At 71.5% G+C, this 21,144-nt stretch carries 22 protein-coding genes; 11 read left to right on the top strand and 11 right to left on the bottom strand.

Features of this window, described 5'->3' with window-relative positions:
• Positions 1-222 precede the first annotated feature (222 nt).
• Together ABT324_RS23515 and ABT324_RS23510 are read right to left on the bottom strand one after the other, a co-directional pair.
• Positions 223-1,101, bottom strand: a complete 879-nt coding sequence (locus ABT324_RS23515; RefSeq protein WP_351181446.1) for a 2-hydroxy-3-oxopropionate reductase — start codon at positions 1,099-1,101, stop codon at positions 223-225.
• A 158-nt stretch (positions 1,102-1,259) separates the two neighbouring features.
• Positions 1,260-2,060, bottom strand: a complete 801-nt coding sequence (locus ABT324_RS23510; RefSeq protein ID WP_351181443.1) for a hydroxypyruvate isomerase family protein — start codon at positions 2,058-2,060, stop codon at positions 1,260-1,262.
• Between the two features lie 198 nt (positions 2,061-2,258).
• On the opposite strand from ABT324_RS23510, the gene ABT324_RS23505 reads away from it, so the two are divergent.
• From ABT324_RS23505 to ABT324_RS23465, 9 genes are all read left to right on the top strand, one after another.
• Positions 2,259-2,516 (top strand): thiamine-binding protein, encoded by a 258-nt coding sequence (locus tag ABT324_RS23505; RefSeq protein WP_351181440.1) that lies wholly within the window; start codon positions 2,259-2,261, stop codon positions 2,514-2,516.
• A gap of 10 nt (positions 2,517-2,526) precedes the next feature.
• Entirely contained in the window at positions 2,527-2,892 is a 366-nt protein-coding gene (locus ABT324_RS23500; protein WP_502949785.1) for a helix-turn-helix domain-containing protein, read from the top strand.
• Positions 2,893-3,155: 263 nt separating this feature from the next.
• The gene (uraD, locus tag ABT324_RS23495; protein WP_351181437.1) at positions 3,156-3,662 is read left to right on the top strand and encodes a 2-oxo-4-hydroxy-4-carboxy-5-ureidoimidazoline decarboxylase; all 507 of its coding nucleotides are present in this window, start codon (positions 3,156-3,158) and stop codon (positions 3,660-3,662) included.
• Positions 3,659-3,994 (top strand): hydroxyisourate hydrolase, encoded by a 336-nt coding sequence (uraH, locus tag ABT324_RS23490; protein WP_351181434.1) that lies wholly within the window; start codon positions 3,659-3,661, stop codon positions 3,992-3,994. The genes uraD and uraH overlap by 4 nt, the downstream gene beginning before the upstream one ends.
• Before the next feature lie 7 nt (positions 3,995-4,001).
• On the top strand, positions 4,002-4,892 hold the full coding sequence (pucL, locus tag ABT324_RS23485; protein ID WP_351181431.1) for a factor-independent urate hydroxylase: 891 nt from the start codon (positions 4,002-4,004) through the stop codon (positions 4,890-4,892).
• Between the two features lie 281 nt (positions 4,893-5,173).
• Positions 5,174-6,661 carry a nucleobase:cation symporter-2 family protein gene (locus ABT324_RS23480; RefSeq protein ID WP_351181428.1) on the top strand — a complete coding sequence of 496 codons (1,488 nt, stop codon included), beginning with the start codon at positions 5,174-5,176 and terminating at the stop codon, positions 6,659-6,661.
• A gap of 231 nt (positions 6,662-6,892) precedes the next feature.
• On the top strand, positions 6,893-7,933 hold the full coding sequence (locus tag ABT324_RS23475) for a S8 family serine peptidase (protein ID WP_351181425.1): 1,041 nt from the start codon (positions 6,893-6,895) through the stop codon (positions 7,931-7,933).
• A gap of 181 nt (positions 7,934-8,114) precedes the next feature.
• Entirely contained in the window at positions 8,115-8,357 is a 243-nt protein-coding gene (locus ABT324_RS23470) for a hypothetical protein (RefSeq protein WP_351181422.1), read from the top strand.
• A gap of 5 nt (positions 8,358-8,362) precedes the next feature.
• Positions 8,363-9,274 carry a serine/threonine-protein kinase gene (locus ABT324_RS23465; RefSeq protein WP_351181419.1) on the top strand — a complete coding sequence of 304 codons (912 nt, stop codon included), beginning with the start codon at positions 8,363-8,365 and terminating at the stop codon, positions 9,272-9,274.
• Between the two features lie 84 nt (positions 9,275-9,358).
• On the opposite strand, the gene ABT324_RS23460 is transcribed toward ABT324_RS23465, so the two are convergent.
• The 5 genes from ABT324_RS23460 to aceB all read right to left on the bottom strand — a co-directional run bounded on the left by ABT324_RS23460 (position 9,359) and on the right by aceB (position 15,076).
• Complete coding sequence (locus tag ABT324_RS23460) at positions 9,359-9,655, bottom strand: hypothetical protein (RefSeq protein ID WP_351181416.1); 297 nt, start codon at positions 9,653-9,655, stop codon at positions 9,359-9,361.
• 272 nt (positions 9,656-9,927) lie between these two features.
• Positions 9,928-10,962, bottom strand: coding sequence for an alcohol dehydrogenase catalytic domain-containing protein (locus ABT324_RS23455; RefSeq protein ID WP_351181413.1), 1,035 nt, complete (start codon positions 10,960-10,962; stop codon positions 9,928-9,930).
• Positions 10,963-11,107: 145 nt separating this feature from the next.
• Positions 11,108-12,034 (bottom strand): carbon-nitrogen hydrolase family protein, encoded by a 927-nt coding sequence (locus ABT324_RS23450; RefSeq protein ID WP_351181410.1) that lies wholly within the window; start codon positions 12,032-12,034, stop codon positions 11,108-11,110.
• 58 nt (positions 12,035-12,092) lie between these two features.
• The gene (locus ABT324_RS23445; protein ID WP_351181408.1) at positions 12,093-13,346 is read right to left on the bottom strand and encodes a DUF6986 family protein; all 1,254 of its coding nucleotides are present in this window, start codon (positions 13,344-13,346) and stop codon (positions 12,093-12,095) included.
• A gap of 140 nt (positions 13,347-13,486) precedes the next feature.
• The gene (gene aceB, locus ABT324_RS23440; protein ID WP_351181405.1) at positions 13,487-15,076 is read right to left on the bottom strand and encodes a malate synthase A; all 1,590 of its coding nucleotides are present in this window, start codon (positions 15,074-15,076) and stop codon (positions 13,487-13,489) included.
• A 239-nt stretch (positions 15,077-15,315) separates the two neighbouring features.
• Between aceB and ABT324_RS23435 the strand changes: the two genes are divergently transcribed.
• Positions 15,316-16,095 carry an IclR family transcriptional regulator gene (locus ABT324_RS23435; RefSeq protein WP_351181402.1) on the top strand — a complete coding sequence of 260 codons (780 nt, stop codon included), beginning with the start codon at positions 15,316-15,318 and terminating at the stop codon, positions 16,093-16,095.
• A 602-nt stretch (positions 16,096-16,697) separates the two neighbouring features.
• Positions 16,698-17,555, top strand: coding sequence for a PhzF family phenazine biosynthesis protein (locus ABT324_RS23430; protein WP_351181399.1), 858 nt, complete (start codon positions 16,698-16,700; stop codon positions 17,553-17,555).
• Between the two features lie 22 nt (positions 17,556-17,577).
• Here ABT324_RS23430 and ABT324_RS23425 read toward each other — a convergent pair whose 3' ends face one another.
• The 4 genes from ABT324_RS23425 to alr are packed head-to-tail and all read right to left on the bottom strand — an operon-like array spanning position 17,578 to position 20,948.
• The gene (locus tag ABT324_RS23425) at positions 17,578-18,213 is read right to left on the bottom strand and encodes a DedA family protein (RefSeq protein ID WP_351181396.1); all 636 of its coding nucleotides are present in this window, start codon (positions 18,211-18,213) and stop codon (positions 17,578-17,580) included.
• The gene (tsaE, locus tag ABT324_RS23420; protein WP_502949784.1) at positions 18,210-18,689 is read right to left on the bottom strand and encodes a tRNA (adenosine(37)-N6)-threonylcarbamoyltransferase complex ATPase subunit type 1 TsaE; all 480 of its coding nucleotides are present in this window, start codon (positions 18,687-18,689) and stop codon (positions 18,210-18,212) included. The genes ABT324_RS23425 and tsaE overlap by 4 nt, the downstream gene beginning before the upstream one ends.
• Positions 18,686-19,756, bottom strand: coding sequence for an alpha/beta fold hydrolase (locus ABT324_RS23415; RefSeq protein ID WP_351181393.1), 1,071 nt, complete (start codon positions 19,754-19,756; stop codon positions 18,686-18,688). Before ABT324_RS23415 ends, tsaE begins: the two co-directional genes overlap by 4 nt.
• A 49-nt stretch (positions 19,757-19,805) precedes the next feature.
• Positions 19,806-20,948, bottom strand: coding sequence for an alanine racemase (gene alr / locus ABT324_RS23410; RefSeq protein ID WP_351181390.1), 1,143 nt, complete (start codon positions 20,946-20,948; stop codon positions 19,806-19,808).
• Between the last annotated feature and the right edge of the window lie 196 nt (positions 20,949-21,144).

The following is a 21,144-nucleotide window of genomic DNA, read 5'->3' as shown; positions in this document are numbered from 1 at the left end:
GTTGGGAACGGGTCGGCGGTTCTGGTTGCTTGGCGGCGCTCGGACCGCTGACCCGTGACCGTCTTGCTCTTCGCGATCGCCCGTCGGGCGAGGTCTTCCTCTGGTGGGTGGCGGTGCTGCGCGGGGTCTGCCGCAGGAGACGAGGGGCCCGCGCAGCACCGCGGTCGTGGGGTCGTGAGTGCGAAACGGTGCTGGAACACTGTTACGCGCTCACGACCGTGCTCAGCCGCGACCGTTGAGCTGCGTGATCTGCTTGAGCAGACCGGAGTGGTCGAGCTTGCCGTCGCCCTGCGCGACGGCCGCCGCGACCAGCTGGCTGACCAGCGAACCGAGCGGGATGGTCAGGCCCGCGTCGCGCGCGGCGGCCTGCACGATGCCCATGTCCTTGTGGTGCAGCTCGAGGCGGAAGCCGGGCGCGAACTCCCGGTTGCGCATCTTCTCGTTCTTGGCGTCCAGCACGGTGCTGCCGGCCAGCCCGCCGCCGAGCACCTTCATCCCGGCCTCGGTGTCCACGCCGTGCGCCTCCAGGAACACCAGCGCTTCGGCGACCAGGCCGATGTTGCCCGCCACGATGAGCTGGTTGGCGGCCTTCACGGTCTGACCCGCACCGGACGGTCCAACGTGGACGATCGTGGCGCCGACCGCGCCGAGCACGTCCTGCGCCGCGGCGAAGGCGTCCGCCTCGCCACCGACCATGATGGACAGCGTGCCGTCGATGGCCTTGGGCTCACCACCGCTGACCGGGGCGTCCAGCGCGCGCACGCCCTTCTCGGCGGCGGCTTCGGCCACGCGCCGCGAGACGTCCGGGCGGATGGTGCTGCAGTCGATGAGCAGCGCGCCCGACGCGGCGTTGGCCAGCACGCCGTCCGCACCGAGCACGACGGCCTCGACGTCCGGCGAGTCCGGCAGCATGGTGAAGATGATCTCGGCGTCACGCACGGCCTCGGCGACGTTGGCCGCGCCCTTGCCACCGTCGGCGACGAGCTTGTCGACCTTGGCCTGGCTGCGGTTGTAGCCGACGACCTCGTGCCCGGCCTTGACCAGGTTGGCCGCCATCGGGCCGCCCATGATCCCGAGCCCGATGAAACCGACCTTGCTCATGGGAGTTACCTCCGTTGGCTCAGCGCCAGTTCGTTGATGTCTTGTCTTGGCAGCGGCGATGCCGCCTGCCCCACCTGCGCGAATCGACCACCAGCGGGTCCGCCTGAGGTTCCGCTGGGCGACCACTCACGCAGCGCGGGCCTGGAAGCGCGTTCCGGTCAGCGCTTGATCCAGGTGAAGCTGTCCGCGCTGGCCCCGCTGGGCTTGTACTCGAGTCCGATGTGGCCGGTGTAGCCAGCGGCGTCGAGCTTGGCGAAGAAGCGGTCGAAGTCGATCTCGCCGGTGCCCGGCTCGTTGCGACCCGGGGCGTCGGCGATCTGCACGTGCCCGATGGACCGGGCGTGCGCGTCGAGCGCCGCGTCCGGGTCGTCGCCGTTGACCACCAGGTGGTAGATGTCGAACAGCAGGCGCAGGTTGTCCTCCCCGCCCGCGGCGCGCACCCGGTCGATCACCGCGATGGCGTCGGCGGCGGTCTTCAGCGGGTAGGCGGGCATGCCGCTGACCGGCTCGACCAGCACCGCGCCGTCGATGCGCGACACCGCCTTGGAGGCGCGGACCAGGCTCTGGGTGGCGACCTCGTCCTGCGCGGCCGGGTCGACGCCGTCGATCCGGTTGCCGTACAGGGCGTTGAAGGCGCGGCAGCCGAGGCGCTCGCCGATGCCGACGACGACGTCGACGTTGTCCGCGAACTCACCGGCGCGGTCGGGGTTGGAGAGCACGCCGCGGTCGCCCGCGGGCATGTCCCCGGCGAAGAAGTTCAGGCCGACCAGGGCGACCCCGGCGTCCTCGACTGCCTGCACGAACCGGTCCACGTCGCGGTCGGCGGGCACCGCTTCCGGGAACGGCCACCAGAACTCCACCGCGTCGAAACCGGCCGCCTTGGCCGCTGCGGGCCGGTCCAGCACGTCCAGTTCGGTGAACAGGATCGAGAGGTTGACCTCGTACCGGTTCGGATCCATGGGCACCCCCTCGGGAAGAAGGATTCGAAGAACTCGCATCTGGACTTTCGTGATGCGGAAGTCTTGTTTCGTACAGCGATAGATTAGCGAGTACCGGCAACCCGGTCAACGGCACCCCCGGAGTTACCCGCGAGTTGCGAACTGCCCGCAGCAGAGCCGAGAACCGCGCCGACTACGGTGCGGGCAGGAGGTCCGCCAATGATGCTGCGAGCTGAGTTCACCACCGAACCCTTCGAAGGCGAGGGCGAGCCACCGGCGCACGCCGTGGCCGCCCGCGACTGCCTGCGCTCCGCCGGGCTGGAACCAGACTTCGGCCCGCTCGGCACCTCGATCACCGGCGACCGGGCGACCCTGCTGCCCGCGCTGGCGCAGGTGGTCGAGACCGCGCTGGACACCGGTGCGCACCGGATCACCCTGCAGGTGACCGTCGACAGCACCGACGACGCCGGGGTTTAGGCTGGTCAGCGTGCATCCGCTCGCCAACGCGATCGCCCCGCTGCTGGAGCACGTCGGCGGTACCGCCGTGCCCGCGGACCAGCACCAGCCCGGCGACATCGTCCTGTACTGGGAAGGCGTGCCCGCCGTCGCCGTGCGACTGCCGGGCGAGGAGCTGACCAGCGCCCTGGACCGGATCATCCGCGCGGTCGAGACCGAGCTGGGCGGCCCCCTGCCGGACCTGCCGCGCCCGGCCAAGCAGCGCGCCGTCCGCCTGCTGGAGGAGCGCGGTGCGTTCACCATGCGCAAGTCCGTCGAGACCGTGGCCAAGGCGCTCGGCGTCAGCCGCTTCACGGTCTACAACTACCTGAACCGGGAGCAGGCCGACCGCAGCTGACACCCCGCCCCACCACGTCACCCCGATGCGCTTCCAGCGCGTCGGGGTGTTTTGCACATCAGGCCCGATGCGCACCGGTTGTGCCCTTCGCACAACGCGCGACCAGGATTTTTCAACAAAGTGTTGACACCCGGGCGAACCCAGTCGTAGCTTTTGCCGCACCGGAGCTCTGACCAGCAGCCGCCGCACCAGCCAGGCATGCTCGGACCTCACCGCCTCCCCCGGAATCGCTCGGGGCCGCACCCATCCTGCGAGAGTTTGCGATGTCAACAACCACCACACCGGACCGGCTCAACGGACTGCCCCGCGCCGAGCTCGTCGAGCAGCTGCTCGCCTGCCTGGACATCCCGCGCTGGGCCACCGACATCGCCGACCAGCGGCCGTTCGCCGACGTCGACGCGGTCTACCGGGCCGCGGACGCCGCCGCCCCGGCGCTGACCCGCGAGGAGATCGACCAGGCGCTGGCCCAGCACCCGCGCATCGGCGACCGGGTCCAGGGCTCCGACACCTCCTCGAAGTTCTCCCGCAACGAGCAGGCCGGGGTCGGCGACGACGCCGAGCTGGCCCGCGCGCTGCGCGAGGGCAACGAGGCCTACGAACGCCGGTTCGGGCACGTCTACCTGGTCTGCGCCAGCGGTCGCAGCGGCGCGGAACTGCTGGGGGTCCTGCACTCCCGCCTGGACAACGAGCCGGAGACCGAGCTGCGGATCGTCGAGGACGAACTCCGCAAGATCGCACGTCTGAGATTGGCAAAGGTGATCGAAGGATGAGTGCCGTCACCACGCACGTGCTCGACGCCGCGCGGGGCAAACCCGCGGTCGGCGTCGCGATCCGGCTGGAGGCCGCGAAGGGCACCGGGTGGGAAGCCCTCGCCGAAGGGCGCACCGACGACGACGGGCGGATCAAGGACCTGGGCCCGGAGCGGCTGGCTGCCGGGGACTACCGGCTCACCTTCGACACCGGCGCCTACTTCGAGGGGCAGGGCACCACCTCGTTCTACCCCCAGGTGCAGATCACCTTCCGGATCGCCGATCCGGAGCAGCACTACCACGTCCCCATCCTGCTGAGTCCGTTCGCCTTCTCCACCTACCGAGGGAGCTGATCACCCCATGGGCATCGTCATGGGCCCCAACCAGTACGGCAAGGCCGAGGTCCGCATCGTCTCGGTCAACCGGGACAACCCGCGGCACACCATCAAGGACCTCAACGTCAGCTCCTCGCTGCGCGGTGACCTCGACGGGGCGCACCTGACCGGCGACAACAGCCACGTGCTGCCCACCGACACGCAGAAGAACACGGTCTACGCCTTCGCCAAGGAAGCGCCGATCGGCGAGATCGAGGACTTCGCGCTGCGGCTGGGCCGGCACTTCGTCGGCACCGCGGACGGCATCACCGGCGCCCGCATCCTCGTCGACGAGTACAGCTGGGAGCGGATCCCGGTCGGCGGCACCGGCCACGACCACTCCTTCGCCCGCTCGACCGACGAGAAGCGCACCACTGCGGTCACCATCGACGGCGACCAGGCGCACGTGGTGTCCGGGCTCAAGGACCTGATCGTGCTCAAGTCCACCGGCTCGGAGTTCTGGGGCTACCCCAAGGACAAGTACACGACGCTGGCCGAGACCAACGACCGGATCCTGGCCACCGCGGTGACCGCCCGCTGGCGCTACCTGCACACCGACGTGGACTGGGGCAAGAGCTTCGAGTCGGTCCGGGCCACCATGCTGGAGGCCTTCGCCACCACGCACAGCCTCGCGCTGCAGCAGAGCCTGTACGAGATGGGCAAGGCCGCGATGGAGAAGCACCCGGAGGTCGCCGAGGTGCGGCTGTCGCTGCCGAACAAGCACCACTTCCTGGTCGACCTGGAGTACTGCGGGCTGGAGAACAACAACGAGGTGTTCTTCGCCGCGGACCGCCCGTACGGGCTCATCGAGGGCGTCGTCAAGCGCGACGACGTGGACGAGGCCCCGCAGGCCTGGTACAGCCTCCCGCAGTTCTGACCCACGCGATTTCAGGGGCCCGCGCTGGTTCCCGGAACCGCACTCGCGACCTACCACTCCGACTCCCAGCAGCGGGGGTCGTGACGGATCACCGGCGATCCTCAGCCCAAGGGGCCACCGGGACACCTCCTGGTGGCCCCTGCTGCTACCCGGACTCCGGGCGCTCCGCCCGGAAGCACCACAGGTCCACTGTGGAACAGAAGTTGATCTGACCGAAACACGCAGAGAAATCCCGGCATTAACAGTGACTTGATCTGAACCCTGCGGCCCAGGAGTCACCCATGGCCCTCTTCAAGATCCGCCGCAACCGCGGCACCCGGAACGGAAAACCCACCGACGTCCACCCGGTGGACGAAGTGATGCCCCCGGTGCGCATGATGGCGTACGGCGTCCAGCACATCGCGGCGATGTACGCCGGTGTGGTGGCGCCCCCGTTGATCGTCGGCGAGGCCATGGGCCTGCCTCCGGTCGAGATGACCTTGTTGATCGGGGCGAGCCTGTTCACCGCGGGTCTGGCCACCATGCTGCAGTCGCTGGGGATCTGGAAGATCGGGGCCCGGCTGCCGTTCGTCAACGGCGTCACGTTCGGTTCGGTGGCGCCGATGCTGGCCATCGTCGCGCAGCAGGGGCAGCAGCAGTCGCTGTCGGTGATCTACGGTTCGGTGCTGATCGCGGGCCTGCTGGCCTTCCTGATCGCCCCCTACTTCTCCCGGATGGTGCGGTTCTTCCCGCCGGTGGTCAACGGGACTGTGATCACGCTCATCGGGCTGGCGCTGATGCCGGTGGGCATCAAGTGGATCGCCGGGACCGATTCGAGCGCGCCCGACTACGCCGCACCGGAGAAGATCGCGCTGGGCGCGGTCACGTTCGCCCTGGTGCTGCTGTTCAACCGCTTCCTGAAGGGCTTCTGGAACCGGATCGCGCTGCTCATCGGCCTGGTCGTGGGCACGCTGATCGCCTGGCCGATGGGGTTGATCAGCACCACCACCTTCGAGTCGGCACCGGTGTTCAACCTGCCCACCCCGTTCGCGCTGGGCGCGCCGGTGTTCGACCTCACCGCGACCATCTCGATCTGCATCGTGATGCTGGTGGCGATGATGGAGACCACCGCCGACATGGTGGCGCTCGGCGAGATCGTGGACCGCCCGGCCGACGAGCAGACCATCGCGGCGGGCCTGCGCGCGGATGGCGCGGGCAGCGCGCTCAGCGCCGTCTTCGGCGGGTTCACCTGCAGCGCCTTCGCGCAGAACATCGGCCTGGTGGCGCTGACCCGGGTGCGCAGCCGGTACGTGGTCGCCACCGCCGGTGGGGTGCTGGTGCTGCTGGGCCTGTTCCCGATCGTCGGCGCGGTCGTCTCGCTGGTGCCGCAGCCGGTGCTCGGTGGTGCCGCGCTGGTGCTGTTCGGCTCGGTGGCCACCAGCGGCATCCGCACGCTGGGCAAGTCCGACCTGGGCGACCCGTTCAACTCGCTGATCGTGACCGGTGCGCTGGGCATCGGGCTGATCCCGGTGGTCGCGCCGCAGTTCTACGAGCACTTCCCGTCCGCGCTGCGGACCGTGCTCGACTCGGGCATCAGCACCGGCTGCATCGCGGCCCTGCTGCTGAACATGCTGTTCAACGCCTGGCGGAAGAAGTCCGCGGAGTCCGAGGCCACGGTCGGTGGGGACACCGTCGCGGTGATCGCCACCGCGCCCGGCGAAACCGCCGGCTCGGTGCCGGAACCGCGCACGTCCGCGAAGGAGGACACCTCCTCGGGCACCGCGCACTGACGAGGTCGTGAGCGGCGGCGGTGGCTATAGCGACCACCGCCGCTCACAAGTGCTCGTGAGTGGTAATGGTGGCTATAGCGACCATCGCCGCTCACGAGTGCTCTGGACGGCCCAAGGGGTACCGGCGAACGGCCCCACTTCCCGCTCGCGCGCATCGAGCTGAGCTCGGGATCGTTGACCAACCCAACGACTGCGCCGAAGTTGGGAGACGCGATGCGGATTCGGGCCTTGATGACCGCCGCACTGGTCGGGCTGTCCGTCCTGGCCACCCAGAGCACCGCCACCGCGCAGGCTGGTGACCCGCTCAGCGAGAAGCAGTGGGGGCTCGCGCAGCTCCGCGCGCCCGAGGCGTGGGCGACCAGCACCGGCGCGGGCCAGGTCATCGCCGTGGTGGACACCGGGGTCGACCTCGGGCACCCCGAGCTGGCCCCGAAGCTGGTGCCGGGCGCGACCTTCGCGGGCTGCGGCGAGCAACCGGCGCCGTGCGGCAACGGCGACTGGCGCGGGGTCGACGGGGTCGGCCAACCCACCGACGTCCACGGCACGCACGTCGCGGGCATCGCGGCGGCCGCGGCGGGCAACGGCATCGGTATCGCCGGGGTCGCGCCGGACGCGCGGATCATGCCGGTCAAGGCGCTGGAGGACGGTTCCGGCACCTTCGCGGAGATCGGTGCGGGCATCCGGTGGGCGGCCGACAACGGGGCGGACGTGATCAACCTCAGCCTCGGCGCGCTCCCCGGTTCGCAGGTGCTGACGCTGCTCGGGCTGACCACCGAGACCAAGGACGCCATCGCTTACGCGCGGGAGAAGGGCGTGGTCGTGGTCGCTTCGGCGGGCAACGAGACCGCGCCGCTGTGCGACACCCCGTCCTGGGAGCCGGGCGCGCTGTGCGTCGCCGCGACCGACCCCGCCGAGCTGCACTCGGTGTACTCCAACCTCGGCATCAAGCTGGACACCAAAGCCGTTGCCGCCCCGGGTGGTTCCTCGCTGCAGGGCTGCGACGGCGACGTCTGGGCGACGGTCCCGCGCGGCGCGGGTTCGCCGGAGTGCGGGCAGGGCGACTACGACTCGCTGGCCGGGACGTCGATGGCCGCCCCGCACGTCGCGGGTGTCGCGGCGCTGCTCGGCGCCCAGGGCCGCGACGCGGACGGCATCGAGCAGGCGCTGTTGCGCACTGCCCGCACGCCGCTGCTCGGCACCCGCGGCCTGTTCACCCCGTTGTACGGCTACGGCATCGTCGACGCCGCAGCCGCCGTCCAGCAGCCGCTGTGACCTGCTGACTTCGGCCCGCCTCCGGGGAGGTCGCCGGGGCGGGCCGAGCAAACGGCCACCAGCACCAGCGGGTCGCAGCCGCGAAAACGGCCAAAACTCCTCGACCCCGCGCCGCAATCTCGGGACAATGATCACAGGGCGCATCCACGTGCCCGCCGACCGATCCGGGAGCGTGCGAGCGATGGACCTCTCCAAGCTGTTCAAGATGGTGTCCCCGGCCAAGCACCACAGCCGCAGCCATTCCAGCAGCGGACACCGGCGCCGGGACTCCAGCGACGACCACCGCCGTCGGCGCCACGACAGCAGCGACCACCGGCGCCGCCGCGACAGCAGCGACGACCACCGCCGCCGTCGGGACAGCAGCGACCACTACCGTCGTCGGGACAGCAGCCGCGGCCACTACCGGCGCCGCAGCCACAGCTGATCGCGGTGTTGATCGACTCGTTGAGCTCGTACTACTACGGCGAACCGGACCAGGAGTGGGGCGCGGGTGAAGCGCCGCTGGCACCGGGTGACCCCCTCGCACCCGGGTACAAGGTCGTCGACCACCTGCGCCGGGGCAGCCGCCTCGACGTCTACGACGTCTGGAGCGAGGAGCGGTCCTGCCGCTGCGTCGCCAAGACGGTCCGCCCGGAGCGCGCCGACGACCAGCGCGCGGTGGGCTGGCTGCGCAACGAGGGCGTGCTGCTCACCCAGTTCACGCACCCGCACCTGGTGCGCGGCTACGAGATCGTGCAGACCGCGGAACCCGCGCGACCGGCGGTGATCACCGAAACGCTGCCTGGGCACACGCTGGCCTACCTGATCGACGAACACGGCAGGCTGCGGCCGGTCGACGCGGCGGTGCTGGGCATCCAGCTGTGCTCGGTGCTGACCTACCTGCACCGCCGCGGCTGGGTGCACCTCGACGTGAAGCCGTCCAACATCGTCGAGGTGGGCGGCCGGGCGGTGCTGCTCGACCTGAGCCTGAGCTGCCGCGTCGGCGAGCGGAGCTCGGCGGGCACGTTCGACTACCTCTCGCCGGAGCAGGCCGGGGGCGAGGAGATGACCCCGAAGGCCGACACCTGGGGCCTGGGCATCACGCTCTACGAGGCGCTGTCCGGCACCACGCCGTGGGCGGACGTCTCGCACCGCGAGTACAGCACCGGCGGCACCCGCTACTACCCGCAGCGCGACCGGGTCGCGGCGCCGCTGCGCACGCACCGCCGCCTGCCCGCGGCGCTCTCCCGCACCATCGACGCCTGCCTCGCCCCGAACCCCGGAGCCCGCCCGACGGTGGAAGAGGTGGCGACGAGCCTCATCGCCTGGTCCGGCGTCGACCCCCGCACCGCCATCGCCTGACGGCGCTGCAGCTGCGCCCGACCAGCGTGCAGTGCTCGACGCCGTCACCGCGGACCGCTCGCCCGCGCCTTCGACCGGCAGCGGTCAGCGCTTGCGCCGGAAGGCGATCGCGGCGGTGATCAAAACTGCGGCCAGGGCGAGCTGACCACCCCAGACGATGCGGTTCACGCTGACCGCCGGGTGCCAGGTCACCGACCCGCTCCCCGAGATCGCGAACGCCCCGACCGGGCGCACCGCCGGGCCGCGCGCACCGCTGATGCTGACACTGGCCACCGGCACCAGCGTGGTGTCGCCCTGCTGCACCGGCTCGCCGAAGACCCGGTTCTTGCCCAGCCGGTCGGCGAGCGCCGCCACCACGTCGGCGCGGGACTTCTCGGCCATGGTCATCCCCCCAAGGGCTCGGATGCTCCGACGCTAGTGGGTCCGCGCGAGCCACGCATCACCTCCCGGGTCATCGACGCGTGCCTCCGGGGTCCTGGTCCGGTGCAGTTGTCGCGAGCGAGGATGCCGACCGTGGACGTGCGGGCCACCACCGAGAATGCGCACGCTCGCCGAGGGCGGCGCGGACGCCACCGCCGCGCTGTTCGCCGATCACCTCAGCGGCTCGGACGGCCTGATCAGCCGCGAGGACAGCTCCGCCGTCGCGTGACCGGTCAGAACCGGATCACCTGGCGCATCGCGCGCCCCGCGGCGAGCTCGTCCATCGCGCGGTTGATGTCGTCCAGGTCGATCGTGCCCGACACCAGCTGGTCCACCGGCAGCTTCCCGGCGCGCCACAGGTCGGCGTACTCGGGGATGTCCCGTGCGGGCAGGCCGGAACCGAGGAACGAACCGGTGATCGTGCGGGTCTCGCTGACCAGCGCCAACGGCGAGATGCTGCTGCGCGCCTCCGGTGCGGCCAGCCCGACCGACACGGTCCGCCCGCCCGGCGCGGTCACCGCCACGGCCGTCTCGAACGCCCGCGCGTTGCCGCTGGCCTCGACCACCAGCGAGCTCCGATGCCCGGACTCGACCGCCTCCTCCGGCGTCAACGCCTTGCCAGCGCCCAGCTCCAACCCGCGGGACCGCTTGCCCGGCAACGGGTCCACCACCGTGACGTGCCCGGCCCCGCAAGCCAGCGCGACCAGCACCGCGGCCATCCCGACCCCGCCGACGCCCACCACCGTGACGTCCTCGCCGGGCTCCAGCCGACCGGCGTTCTTCACCGCCCCGCCGCCGGTCAGCACCGCGCAGCCGAGCAGCGCGCCGATGTCCGGCGGAACATCATCACCGATCGGCACCACCGAGTGCCGGTCCACGACGGCGTGCGTGGCGAACCCGGAAACCCCGCAGTGGTGGTGCACGTCCTGTCCGTCCCAGTGCAACCGGCGGGCGCCGGAGAGCAACGTGCCCGCACCGTTGGCGGCCCACCCCGGCGAGCACAGCACGCGCCCACCGGCCCGGCACGCGTCGCACTCCTCGCACCGCGGCACGAAGTACAGGACCACCCGCTGCCCCTCGACGAGGTCGACGCCCGGACCGGCCTCGGCGACCACCCCGCAGGCCTCGTGCCCGAGCAGCATCGGCACCGGCCGCACCCGGCTACCGTCCACAACGGACAGGTCGGAGTGGCACACCCCGGCGGCCTCCAACCGCACGAGCAGCTCCCCCGGCCCGGGCCCGTCGAGGTCGAGCTCCGCAACCGCCAACGGCCGGCTCCGCTCCCACGGCCCCGGCCGACCGCACTCCTGCAACACAGCGCCCCTGATCCGCATGGTCCCATCGGCGCACACCGAACACCCCCTGTCCACCACCGGCCCACGATCTGGACTCGCGAGCAAGGGAACCTTCCTGTCACAGCGACGTCCGGTCGCGGGAGCGGGCGTCGTCAACGAGGTCGCCGCTGTGCAGGACACCGGCCATCGCGCGGTCCCGCCACGCGGCGGTCGAGTCGTACAGGTCCGCTCCGGTGTCCACCTCGGTGATCAGCACGCCGGGGTGGTTGCGGCGCAGGCGCCCGGTGGTGATGCCGTCGGCGCGGACGAAGAACGCGGGCCACAGGCTCTCCGCGGCCGACGAGTTCGGGCAGCTGATCCACACGTGGTTGCTGGCCGCGGCCGCCGTCATCGCAGCGGGCATCGTGACACCCGGGAAGGTGAGGGTCGGCGCCTGGTTGACGCTGCGGAACTGCGGACCGATCGCGGTCTCGATCGCCACCACCCGCTCCGGCGGGACGTTGCCCGCGTGGAACGAGTGGAACACCACCTGCACGCCGAGCCCCCGGTACTCCCGGTACAGCTCGGGGAAGCGGTAGTCGTAGCAGATCAGCGCCCCGCAGCGGACCCCGCCGATCTCCCAGGTGCTGGGGTGGTCGCCGGGGCTGTAGTGCGCGAGGTCGCCCCAGGAGCCGTCCGGGGGCCCGGAGCAGAAGCGCTTGTCGTAGCGGTCGACGAGCACCCCGGCGGCGTCGACCACGTAGAGGCTGTTGTGCGGCTTGCGGTCGCCGGAGAGCCGGTGCGCGGAGCCCAGCACCACCCAGATGCGCAGCTCGCGGGCGAGGTCCATCAGCTCGGTCATCCGGGAGCGGAGCAGGTCCCAGTCGAACCCGGCGAAGCTGTCGAAGTCGACCCCCGCGTACCCGGACAGCGCGCCCTCCGGGAAGTGGGCCACCTCAGCGCCCCGCTCCTTGGCCACGCGCAGCTGCCGGGCGATGTGCCGGGCGTTGCGCCGGATGTCCGCGCTCACCGGGAACTGGCAGGTCGCCACCTTGAGGACGGTCATGCGGCGATCATCCGCGCGCACTCCCCGCCGGTCCAGCGGGGAGTGCGCGCGGGTGCCGTCAGAGCCTGCCGAGCTTGCGGACCTCCGCCTCCGGCAGGCCGGTCATCTGCTCGACCTCGGCCGCGTCGATGCCGCCGTTGTCCAGGGCGCGGACGAAGGACGCCGCCAGCGCGCGGGCCGTCGCGGGCTCGTCCAGGACCGCCCCACCGCTGGCCGTGGCGTACGCCGACAGGCGGGCCGCTTCCGCGGGCGCCGAGTCGCGGAACGCCGCGAACACCGCCGCGTAGCGGGTCACCAGCTGCGCCGGGTGCAGGTCCCAGCCCTGGTAGAAGCCGTGCTCCAGGGAGCGGCGGGTCAGGTCGTAGTGGGTGCGCCAGCCGTGGTGGACCTGGTCGCCGACGGGCAGCACGTTCGTGGAGCCGTCGGAGAGGAAGACCCCGGTGCCTGCGGCGGACACCTGCATCACGTGGCGGGCGAAGTCGCAGGCGCGGTGCGCGAGGTGCTGGTGCGCGGCGGTCAGGCCGCAGCTGGCGGTGTAGTCGTAGGTGCCGAAGTGCAACCCGGTGACCCGACCGGCGCCCGCGCGCAGGAAGCGCGGCAGCGCGAGGCGGCCCTCCGAGTCCACGATGGACTGCGTGGTCTCCACCTGGATCTCGAAGCCCAGCGCCCGGTCCGGCAGGCCCAGTTGCTGCTCCAGCAGCGCCAGGAACTCGACGAAGACCTCGACCTGCGTGACGTCGACGACCTTCGGGAAGGTCAGCAGGAACCCGTCGGGCAGACCGCCGTGCTCGCGCAGCAGCGCGGTGAGGAAGACGTCGAGCGTGCGCACGGAGCGGGCGCGCAGCTCCGGGGTGTCGAAGGACTTCACGCGTAGCCCGAAGTTCGCCGGGGCGCTGCCCTCGCGCAGCCAGCCCGCGATCACCCCGGCGGTGCGCTCGGCGTCGGCGTCCTCCACCTCGTCACCGGGGCGGCCGTAGCCGTCCTCGAAGTCGATGCGCAGGTCCTCCACCGGGGAGTTCTGCAGCTTGGCCCGTACCCGGGGGTGCACCGCGCGGGCGATCTCGGCGTCCAGGCCGAGGACCTCGGCCAGGTCCTCCGGCCGGGCCGCGTCCCGGTCGAGCGCGGCCAGCGCCTCCCGCTCCCACAGCCGAACCGTCTCGGCGTCGACCTTGTTCGCCGGCACGTAGCAGGTGTGCACCGGCTGCCGCGCCGCCCGCGCTCCCGGGTAGGTGGCGGCGATGTGCTCGTCCACCGCGGAAAGCCGGGCGAGCCGACGGTTGACCTCGGCGGTTTCCAGCGAGGTTCTGGCCACTTGCGCTCCCTTCGGTCCGGCAGCCGGGAGGCGTCCCCGGCTGCCCAGCTCGGCTGCGGCAACGGGGCCGCGCGCCCCCGCGGTGGCGATCCCCATGGGGATCGCGGGATGGCGCACGGCCCCTGAGTGCCGCAGTGCGATCAGTCGATCTGCTCGTAGGCGGGCAGCGTCAGGAAGTCGACGAACTCGTCGGCCACCGCCACCTGCTCGAACAGCTCGACCGCCCGGCCCAGGTCCTCGACCGGGAAACCCTCCTCGGCACGCAGCTGCTTCTCGACGTCGGCCAGCGCCTCGCGCACCAGGTCCGCGGTGACCCGCTCGCCACCGGCCAGCACGACGTCGTTGTGCAGCCACTGCCAGATCTGCGACCGGGAGATCTCCGCGGTCGCGGCGTCCTCCATCAGGTTGTGGATCGCCGCCGCACCGTTGCCGCCCAGCCAGGACACGATGTAGCGGACGCCCACGTCGACCGCCGCGCGCAGGCCCTCGATGGTCTTGTCACCCGGCGTCTCGGCGACCGCCAGCAGCTGGTCGGCGGTCACCGCGACGTCGTCGCGGGTGCGGTCGATCTGGTTGGGCTTGTCGCCCAGCACCGCGTCGAACTCCTCGAAGCAGATCGGCACCAGGCCGGGGTGCGCGACCCAGGAGCCGTCGAAGCCGTCCCCGGCCTCGCGCTTCTTGTCGTCGTGGACCTTGGCCATCGCCTTCTCGTTGGTGGCCGGGTCCTTGGTCGGGATGAACGCGGCCATGCCACCGATGGCGAACGCGCCGCGCTTGTGGCAGGTGCGCACCAGCAGCTCGGTGTAGGCGCGCATGAACGGCGCGGTCATGGTGACGGCGTTGCGGTCCGGCAGGACGTACTTGTCGGAGTCGCGGAAGGTCTTGATGACGCTGAACAGGTAGTCCCAGCGGCCGGCGTTGAGGCCCGCGGAGTGGTCGCGCAGCTCGTAGAGGATCTCCTCCATCTCGAACGCGGCCGGGAAGGTCTCGATCAGCACCGTGGCGCGCACCGAGCCGTGCGGGACGCCCAGCTCCTGCTGCGCGTGGGTGAAGACGTCGTTCCAGAGCCGCGCCTCGAGGTGGCTCTCCATCTTCGGCAGGTAGAAGTACGGCCCGCTGCCGCGGCTGAGCAGCTCCTTGGCGTTGTGGAAGAAGTGCAGGCCGAAGTCCACGAAGGCGGCGACGACGGGCTTGCCGTCGACCAGGACGTGCTTCTCGTCGAAGTGCCAGCCGCGCGGGCGCACCAGCGGCACCGCGTGCTCGACGTCGTCGCGCAGCTTGTAGGTCTTCTTCGGCGTGACCAGCTCGATCTGCTTGCGCACCAGGTCGTGGAGGTTGACCTGGCCGGAGACGACGTTGTCCCAGTGCGGGGTGTTGGCGTCCTCGAGGTCGGCCAGCCAGACCTTGGCGCCGGAGTTCAGCGCGTTGATCGCCATCTTGCGGTCGGTCGGGCCGGTGATCTCCACCCGGCGGTCGGCGATGTCGGCGGGCGGCGCGGCCACCTTCCAGTCGCCCTCGCGGATGTGCTTGGTCTCCTCGAGGAAGTCCAGCCGACCCTTGGCCGCGGCCTCCGCGCGGCGCTGCTTGCGGCGCTCGAGCAGCTCGTCGCGGCGGGCGCCGAAGGCGCGCTGCAGACCGGCCACGAACTCGAGCGCTTCCTTGGTGAGGATCTCGTCGCCGCGCTCGACGGCACCGCCGAGCACCTGCACTCCTGCTGCGGTTTCGGACATGGGAAGTCCACCTCTTCCTGCTGCCGGGTTCCAGACGGTGGCTGATGGCTCACCTTGCCGCGTGGCGGACTGTCGCGCACCCGAGGCTGCGCGGCGGCCGTTCCGCTTGCGGTACGCCCGTAATGTTTTTCTGCATCGTGGATGTTAGTTTCCATATAGCGTTCGAAGCAACATGAGCTGTAGCACCCATCACGGACTAGACTTCGGCGCAGGCCGAAGGGCGAAGAGGGAGTTCTGCGATGACCACTGGCCCGCAGCGGGCAAGCCAGGGCGGCGGGGTGCAGTCCGTTGAACGCACCTTCGAGCTGCTGGAACTCATGGCCGACGCCGGTGGCGAGGTCGCCCTGTCCGAGCTGGCCGAGCAGTCCGGCCTGCCGCTCCCGACGATCCACCGGATCATCCGCACCCTGGTGAGCAACGGCTACGCCCGGCAGCAGCCGTCCCGGCGCTACGCGCTCGGCCCCCGGCTGATCCGCCTCGGCGAGACGGCCAGCCGCGCCCTCGGCTCCTGGGCCCGCCCCTACCTGGCCGAGCTCACCGAAGCCACCGGCGAGACGTCCAACATGGCGGTCCTCGACGGCGAGCAGATCGTCTACGTCGCGCAGGTGCCCTCGCAGCACTCGATGCGGATGTTCACCGAGGTCGGCCGCCGCGTCGACGCGCACGCCACGGCGGTCGGCAAGGCGGTGATGGCCACCATGCCGCCGGACACCGTGACCCAACTGCTGTCCCGCACGACGATGCACCCGCAGACGGAGCGCACCATCACCACCGTCGAAGCGATGCAGGAGGAGCTGGCCCGCATCCGCCAGCAGGGCTACGCCCTCGACGACGGCGAGCAGGAGGTCGGCGTCCGCTGCTACGCGGTGGCGGTCCCGGGAGCCCCGGCGGGCGCGGCGATCTCGATCAGCGGCCCGGAAGGCCGCATGACCCGAATCTCCACGGACGAGGTCATCCCCCTGATGCAACGCCTGGCCAAAGACCTCTCCGCCGAACTCAGCGTCAGCAACACCGCCTAACCCCCACCCCCGGCACCGAGCACCGAGCACCGCAATGCCGGGGTCGACGTCCAGGGCACAGCCCGGCTTCCGCAGCGTCCCCCGGCAGCACCGGTACCGCAGTTTCAATTGAAACTGCGGAACGCCACGCGCACGAGTCGCAGTTTCAATTGAAACTGCGGAACGCCAGGGCGGGTGATCGCAGTTTCAATTGAAACTGCGGCGCCGGTCGCGGGGTTCAGGCGCCTGTCGAGGGGCGGGACTTCGTCCTCCGGGCGTCGTCCGACCGGGCCTTGGACACCTGCTGGGGTTCCGAGGTCCGTTTCCGGGCGTGGCCTGGGCTCCGGACGGGTGGGGTGGCGGCTTTCTCCGGGTGCGGTCTGTTCGAGGCATCCGATCGAAGGCGAGGTGTGGGCCTTCTCCGGGTGCGCTGTGCTCCAGCCCCCGGCCGGGGCTGGAGGAGGTGTTCGATGGGAATCAGGATGTCCGATTTCCATCGAAGATGCGTGTTCCCCGAAGTCCCGGGAGGCGGGCCGGGGCCCGGATGCCCCTCGGCACCAGGGGTTTCGGGGTCGGCGGGGCCTAGGGGGAATAAGGTCCTGGTCGGCGGCGCTGGAGGCGGCATGCACAGTGATGCGGCAGGGGCCGAGGTCCAGCGGTTGGTCGGGTTCAGCAGTGATCCTCGCGGCGGGAACCTGGCCGGGGTGGTGCTCGACGCGACGGGGCTCACCGAGGCGGAGATGCTGGCGATCGCCGCCGACCTCGGGTACTCCGAGACCGCGTTCCTGCTCCCCCGCGGCGACCGCGCGCACGACATCCGGTACTTCAGCCCGAAGGCCGAAGTCGCCTTCTGCGGGCACGCGACGATCGCCGCCGCCGTCGCCCTCGCCGAACGCGACGGCACCGGGCGGTTCGACCTGCGCACGCAGGCCGGGCCGGTGCCGGTGGACACCCAGGTCGACGACTCCGGGCGGCACACCGCGACGCTGACCAGCGTCCCCACCTCGATCCGCGACGTCGAACCAGCAGTCCTCGACGAGGCCCTGGCCGCGCTCGGCTGGACCCGCGACGACCTCGACCCGGCCCTGCCGCCCCGGATCGCCTTCGGCGGCAACGACCACCTGGTCCTCGCAGTGTCCACCAGGGACACGTTGGCCGCGCTGTCCTACGACTTCGACCGCCTCGGCAGGCTGATGTCCGACCAGGACTGGACGACGCTGCAACTGGTCTGGCGCGAGGGCCCCGAGCTGTTCCACGCCCGCGACCCGTTTCCGCCGGGTGGCGTGGTGGAGGACGCGGCGACCGGCGCGGCCGCGGCGGCCTTCGGCGGCTACCTCAAGCACCTCGGCCTGATCACCCCGCCGACGACCTTCCGCATTCACCAGGGCGACGACATGGGCCGCCCCAGCATCCTCGACGTCGAGGTCTCCCCCGACCACGACCGCATCCGCGTCACCGGCACCGCCACCCACATCCCATGACGGACCAGGCCCCACGCGCCGGTCAGCGCTGCGCGGTCTCCTCCGGCACCGCAGGGGGCGCTACCTCCTGGTTGCGGTTCCTGCGGCGGAGCCACCAGATCCACAGCGCCACCGCTGCGGCGACGGCCAGCACGGGTAGTCCGGCCAGGCCTGCGATGGACTCGACGCTGTCGTAGGCCTCGCCGGACCAGGCGCCGAGGAGCACCAGGGTCGTCGCCCAGGCGGTGGCGACCGGGAGGTTGCAGAGGGTGAAGCGGAGGCGGGTCATGCCGGTGCGGGCCGCGAGCCTGGGCACCAACGTGCGCACCGCCGCGAAGCACTGCGACACCGCCACCGTCACCTCGGTCCGACCGTCCAATGCGGACTCCAGGCGGACGAGGCGCGCCTCCCCCAGCCGCTTCACCAGCTCGCGGCGCACCAACCCGTTGCGGCGGCCTCGGTAGAAGCTGTGCTGGCAGCCCAGGGCCGTCGCGGCGGAAGCGCAGACGGCCGCCAACCACACCTCCACCACGCCCTGACCGGCCAGCAGGCCAAGCGCCAGGACCGTGCCGGTGCCGGGCAGGAACAGCCCGACCACCATGCCGGATTCGAGGAACAGCACCACGACTGCGGCGATCAGCGCCAGGGGGCCGGGTATCCCGGCTAAGTACTCGCTCACAACCCGACCAGTTCGGCCAGCCGCGCGTCCCAGGTCTCCCCGTGCGGTTCCACGGTGATCTCGCGGACGTCGTCGGGGCGACGGCGGATCCGCAGCATCAGGTGGCTGTCGGCAAGCCGCTCCGCCAGGCCCTCGCCCCACTCCACCACCACGGCGGCCTCGGTGAGGTCGGTGTCCAGGTCCAGGTCGTCGATCTCGTCCAGCCCGCCCAGCCGGTAGGCGTCGACGTGCACCAGCACCGGGCCGTCGCCGGACTCCGGCCGGTGCACCCGCGCGATCACGAACGTCGGCGAGGTCACCCGGCCGGTGACGCCCATGCCCGCTGCGATCCCCCGCGCGAGCACGGTCTTGCCCGCGCCGAGCGGACCGTCCAACAGCACCAGATCGCCAGCGCGCAGCACAGCCCCCAGCCGACGACCGAACTCCAGCGTGTCGGACTCCTGCGGCAACTCCGCGGTCCGAAGCACAGCAATCACTTCCCCACTCGCCTCCTGACCGCCCTGCGCAGCAGCGCGGTCAACTGCTCGGTGACCAATCCTGGCCGTTCCAACATCACCGGGTGCCCCGCGCCTTCGACGCGCACCAGCGTCGCGTCCGGCAGCTCGGTGGCCAGCACCTCGGCGTGCGGGGAGAACGGGGTGACCCGGTCGGTGTCCCCGCTGAGCACCAGCACCTCGCAGGTCCGCAGCGCGGCGAGCGCGGTCTTGCGGTCGTGCAGGCTGATCGTCTCCAGGAAGTCGGTGACGACCTCGACGGTGGTGGCGCCGATCATCTCCGCCACCAGGTCCACCACCACGGGCGAGATCGCGCGGTCCCCGAACGCCAGCGAGCGGACCAACCGCCAGGTGATCCGGTCGCCGACCCGCCGGGTGCGCTCCACCAGCTCGGGCTGGACGCTGGACAGCAGCGCCAACCCGCGCGGCACCGGGTTGACGCGGGAGAGCCAGGTGCGGGGCAGCCCGGCCGCGCCGACCGAATCGGCCGCGGTCCCGATCAGCGCCACCGCGCGCACCCGGTCGCGGAACAGCTCTGGGCGCTGCTCGGCCAGCGCCATGATCGTCATGCCGCCCATCGAGTGCCCCACCAGCGCGATCGGGCCCTTCGGGGCCATCGCGCGCAGCACCGCGTCGAGGTCCCGGCCGAGCTGGTCGATGGTGCTGTTGCGCTTGGAGGAGTGCCCGGAGCGGCCGTGGCTGCGCTGGTCGTACTGCACCACGCGGACCCGCGGGTCGGTCAGTTCCGGCAGGTCGCGGCGTTGGAAGTGCCAGCAGCGGGAGTCGAGCGCGAAGCCGTGCACCAGCACCACGGTCAGCTCCGGCGAACCACCGTCGACGGGCTCGACCTCCTGCACCGCAAGCGGAACCCCGTCGTCAGCGGCCACAGTGGACTGCCGGTCCGGGCGGAGCCGCCCCAGCGGTTCGCCGTCGTCGGGGTCGCGCCGCGCGGCTCGCGTGCTGTGCGCGACGACTCCGACCGCAGCGCCGGTGATGGCGGCACCCAGCACACCGCTCGTCCAGGCCAACGCCTGCCAGACGGGTTTCACACCGCCCCCAGCCGCGGACGTCGCGCGCGCCCCGCGCGGCGGGAGCTCATCACGCCCCCGGGTCCTCGACGGTGCGCGTCACCCTCGGGCGGTACATGCCGGTGACGATCTCGTAGTGGATGGTGCCGAGCTCGTCAGCCCACTCCGCCGCCGTCGGCTCACCGCGATCACCCGGGCCGAACAGCAGCACCTCGTCGCCCTCGCGGACCACGTCGTCACCGCAGTCCACCACCAGCTGGTCCATGCAGACCCGGCCGACGACCGGCCGCCGCCTGCCCGCCAACCACACCGACATGCGTCCGGACAGGGTGCGCGGCACGCCGTCGGCGTAACCGACCGGCACCAGCGCCAACCCGGTGGACCGGTCGGCCGTCCAGGTGTGGCCGTAGGAGACGCTCTCGCCCGCCGCGATCCGCTTGGTCAGCGCCACCGACGAGCGGAACGTCATGGCGGGGCGCAGGTCGTGGTCGCCGTCCTGCGGCACCGGGTCCAGGCCGTACACGGCGATGCCCGGGCGGACCAGCTCGAAGTGCAGGTCGGGGCGGGTGAGCACGGCGGCCGAGTTGGCCAGGTGCCGGATCGGGTCCAGGCCAGCCGCCCGCGCCTGCTCGTGCGCGCGCCGGAACCGCTCGGCCTGCTCGTCGATGGAGGGGTGGCCGAGCTCGTCGGCGCACGCCAGGTGCGACCACACCGCCACGACCTCGACGTTCCCGTCGGCCTCGGCCTTGGCGGCGGCTTCCACCAGCGCGGGCCAGAGGTCGGCCGGGCAGCCGCTGCGGGAGAGCCCGGTGTCGATCTTGAGGTGCACGCGGGCGGTGCGGTCCTGCGCTGCGGCGGCCGCCTCGATCCGCTGGAGGACCTCCAGCGACGACGCGGACAGCTCGACGTCCTCGGCGATCGCGGGCGCGAAGTCGTCCCCGACGGCGTAGAGCCAGCAGAACACCGGAGCGGTGATACCGGCTGCGCGCAGCTGCAGCGCCTCGTCCAGGGAGGCGACGCCGAGCTGGTCGGCGCCGGACTCGAGCGCGGCGCGCCCCACGGTCACCGCCCCGTGGCCGTAGCCGTCCGACTTGACGATGGCCATCGTGGCGGCGCCCGACTCGCGGGCACGCGCCGACAGCACCCTTGCGTTGTGGCGGATCGCACCCACGTCGATGCGCAGGTCGGCGCGGTGCACGGGCTGGTCACTCATGGCACCGACATCGTCCCACACAGCGCGGGGGTGTTACCGGCGTATCGGGTGGTGGGCGGGTGGGGGGCTGGGGTGGCTGCGGGGTGGAGCAGCTGGGGTTGGGGGTGACGCGGGGTGGAGCACCTGGGGTTTTGGTGGTGATAACGGGGTGGCGTTGGTGGAGAGAGGTGCCGTGAGGTGGGTGGGTGCTTTTGGG

It is taken from the genome of Saccharopolyspora sp. NPDC000359 (genome assembly GCF_040300525.1).
GTDB lineage: Bacteria > Actinomycetota > Actinomycetes > Mycobacteriales > Pseudonocardiaceae > Saccharopolyspora.
Note: the sequence above shows the minus strand (reverse complement) of the source record. Positions and strands in the feature narration are given on the sequence as shown.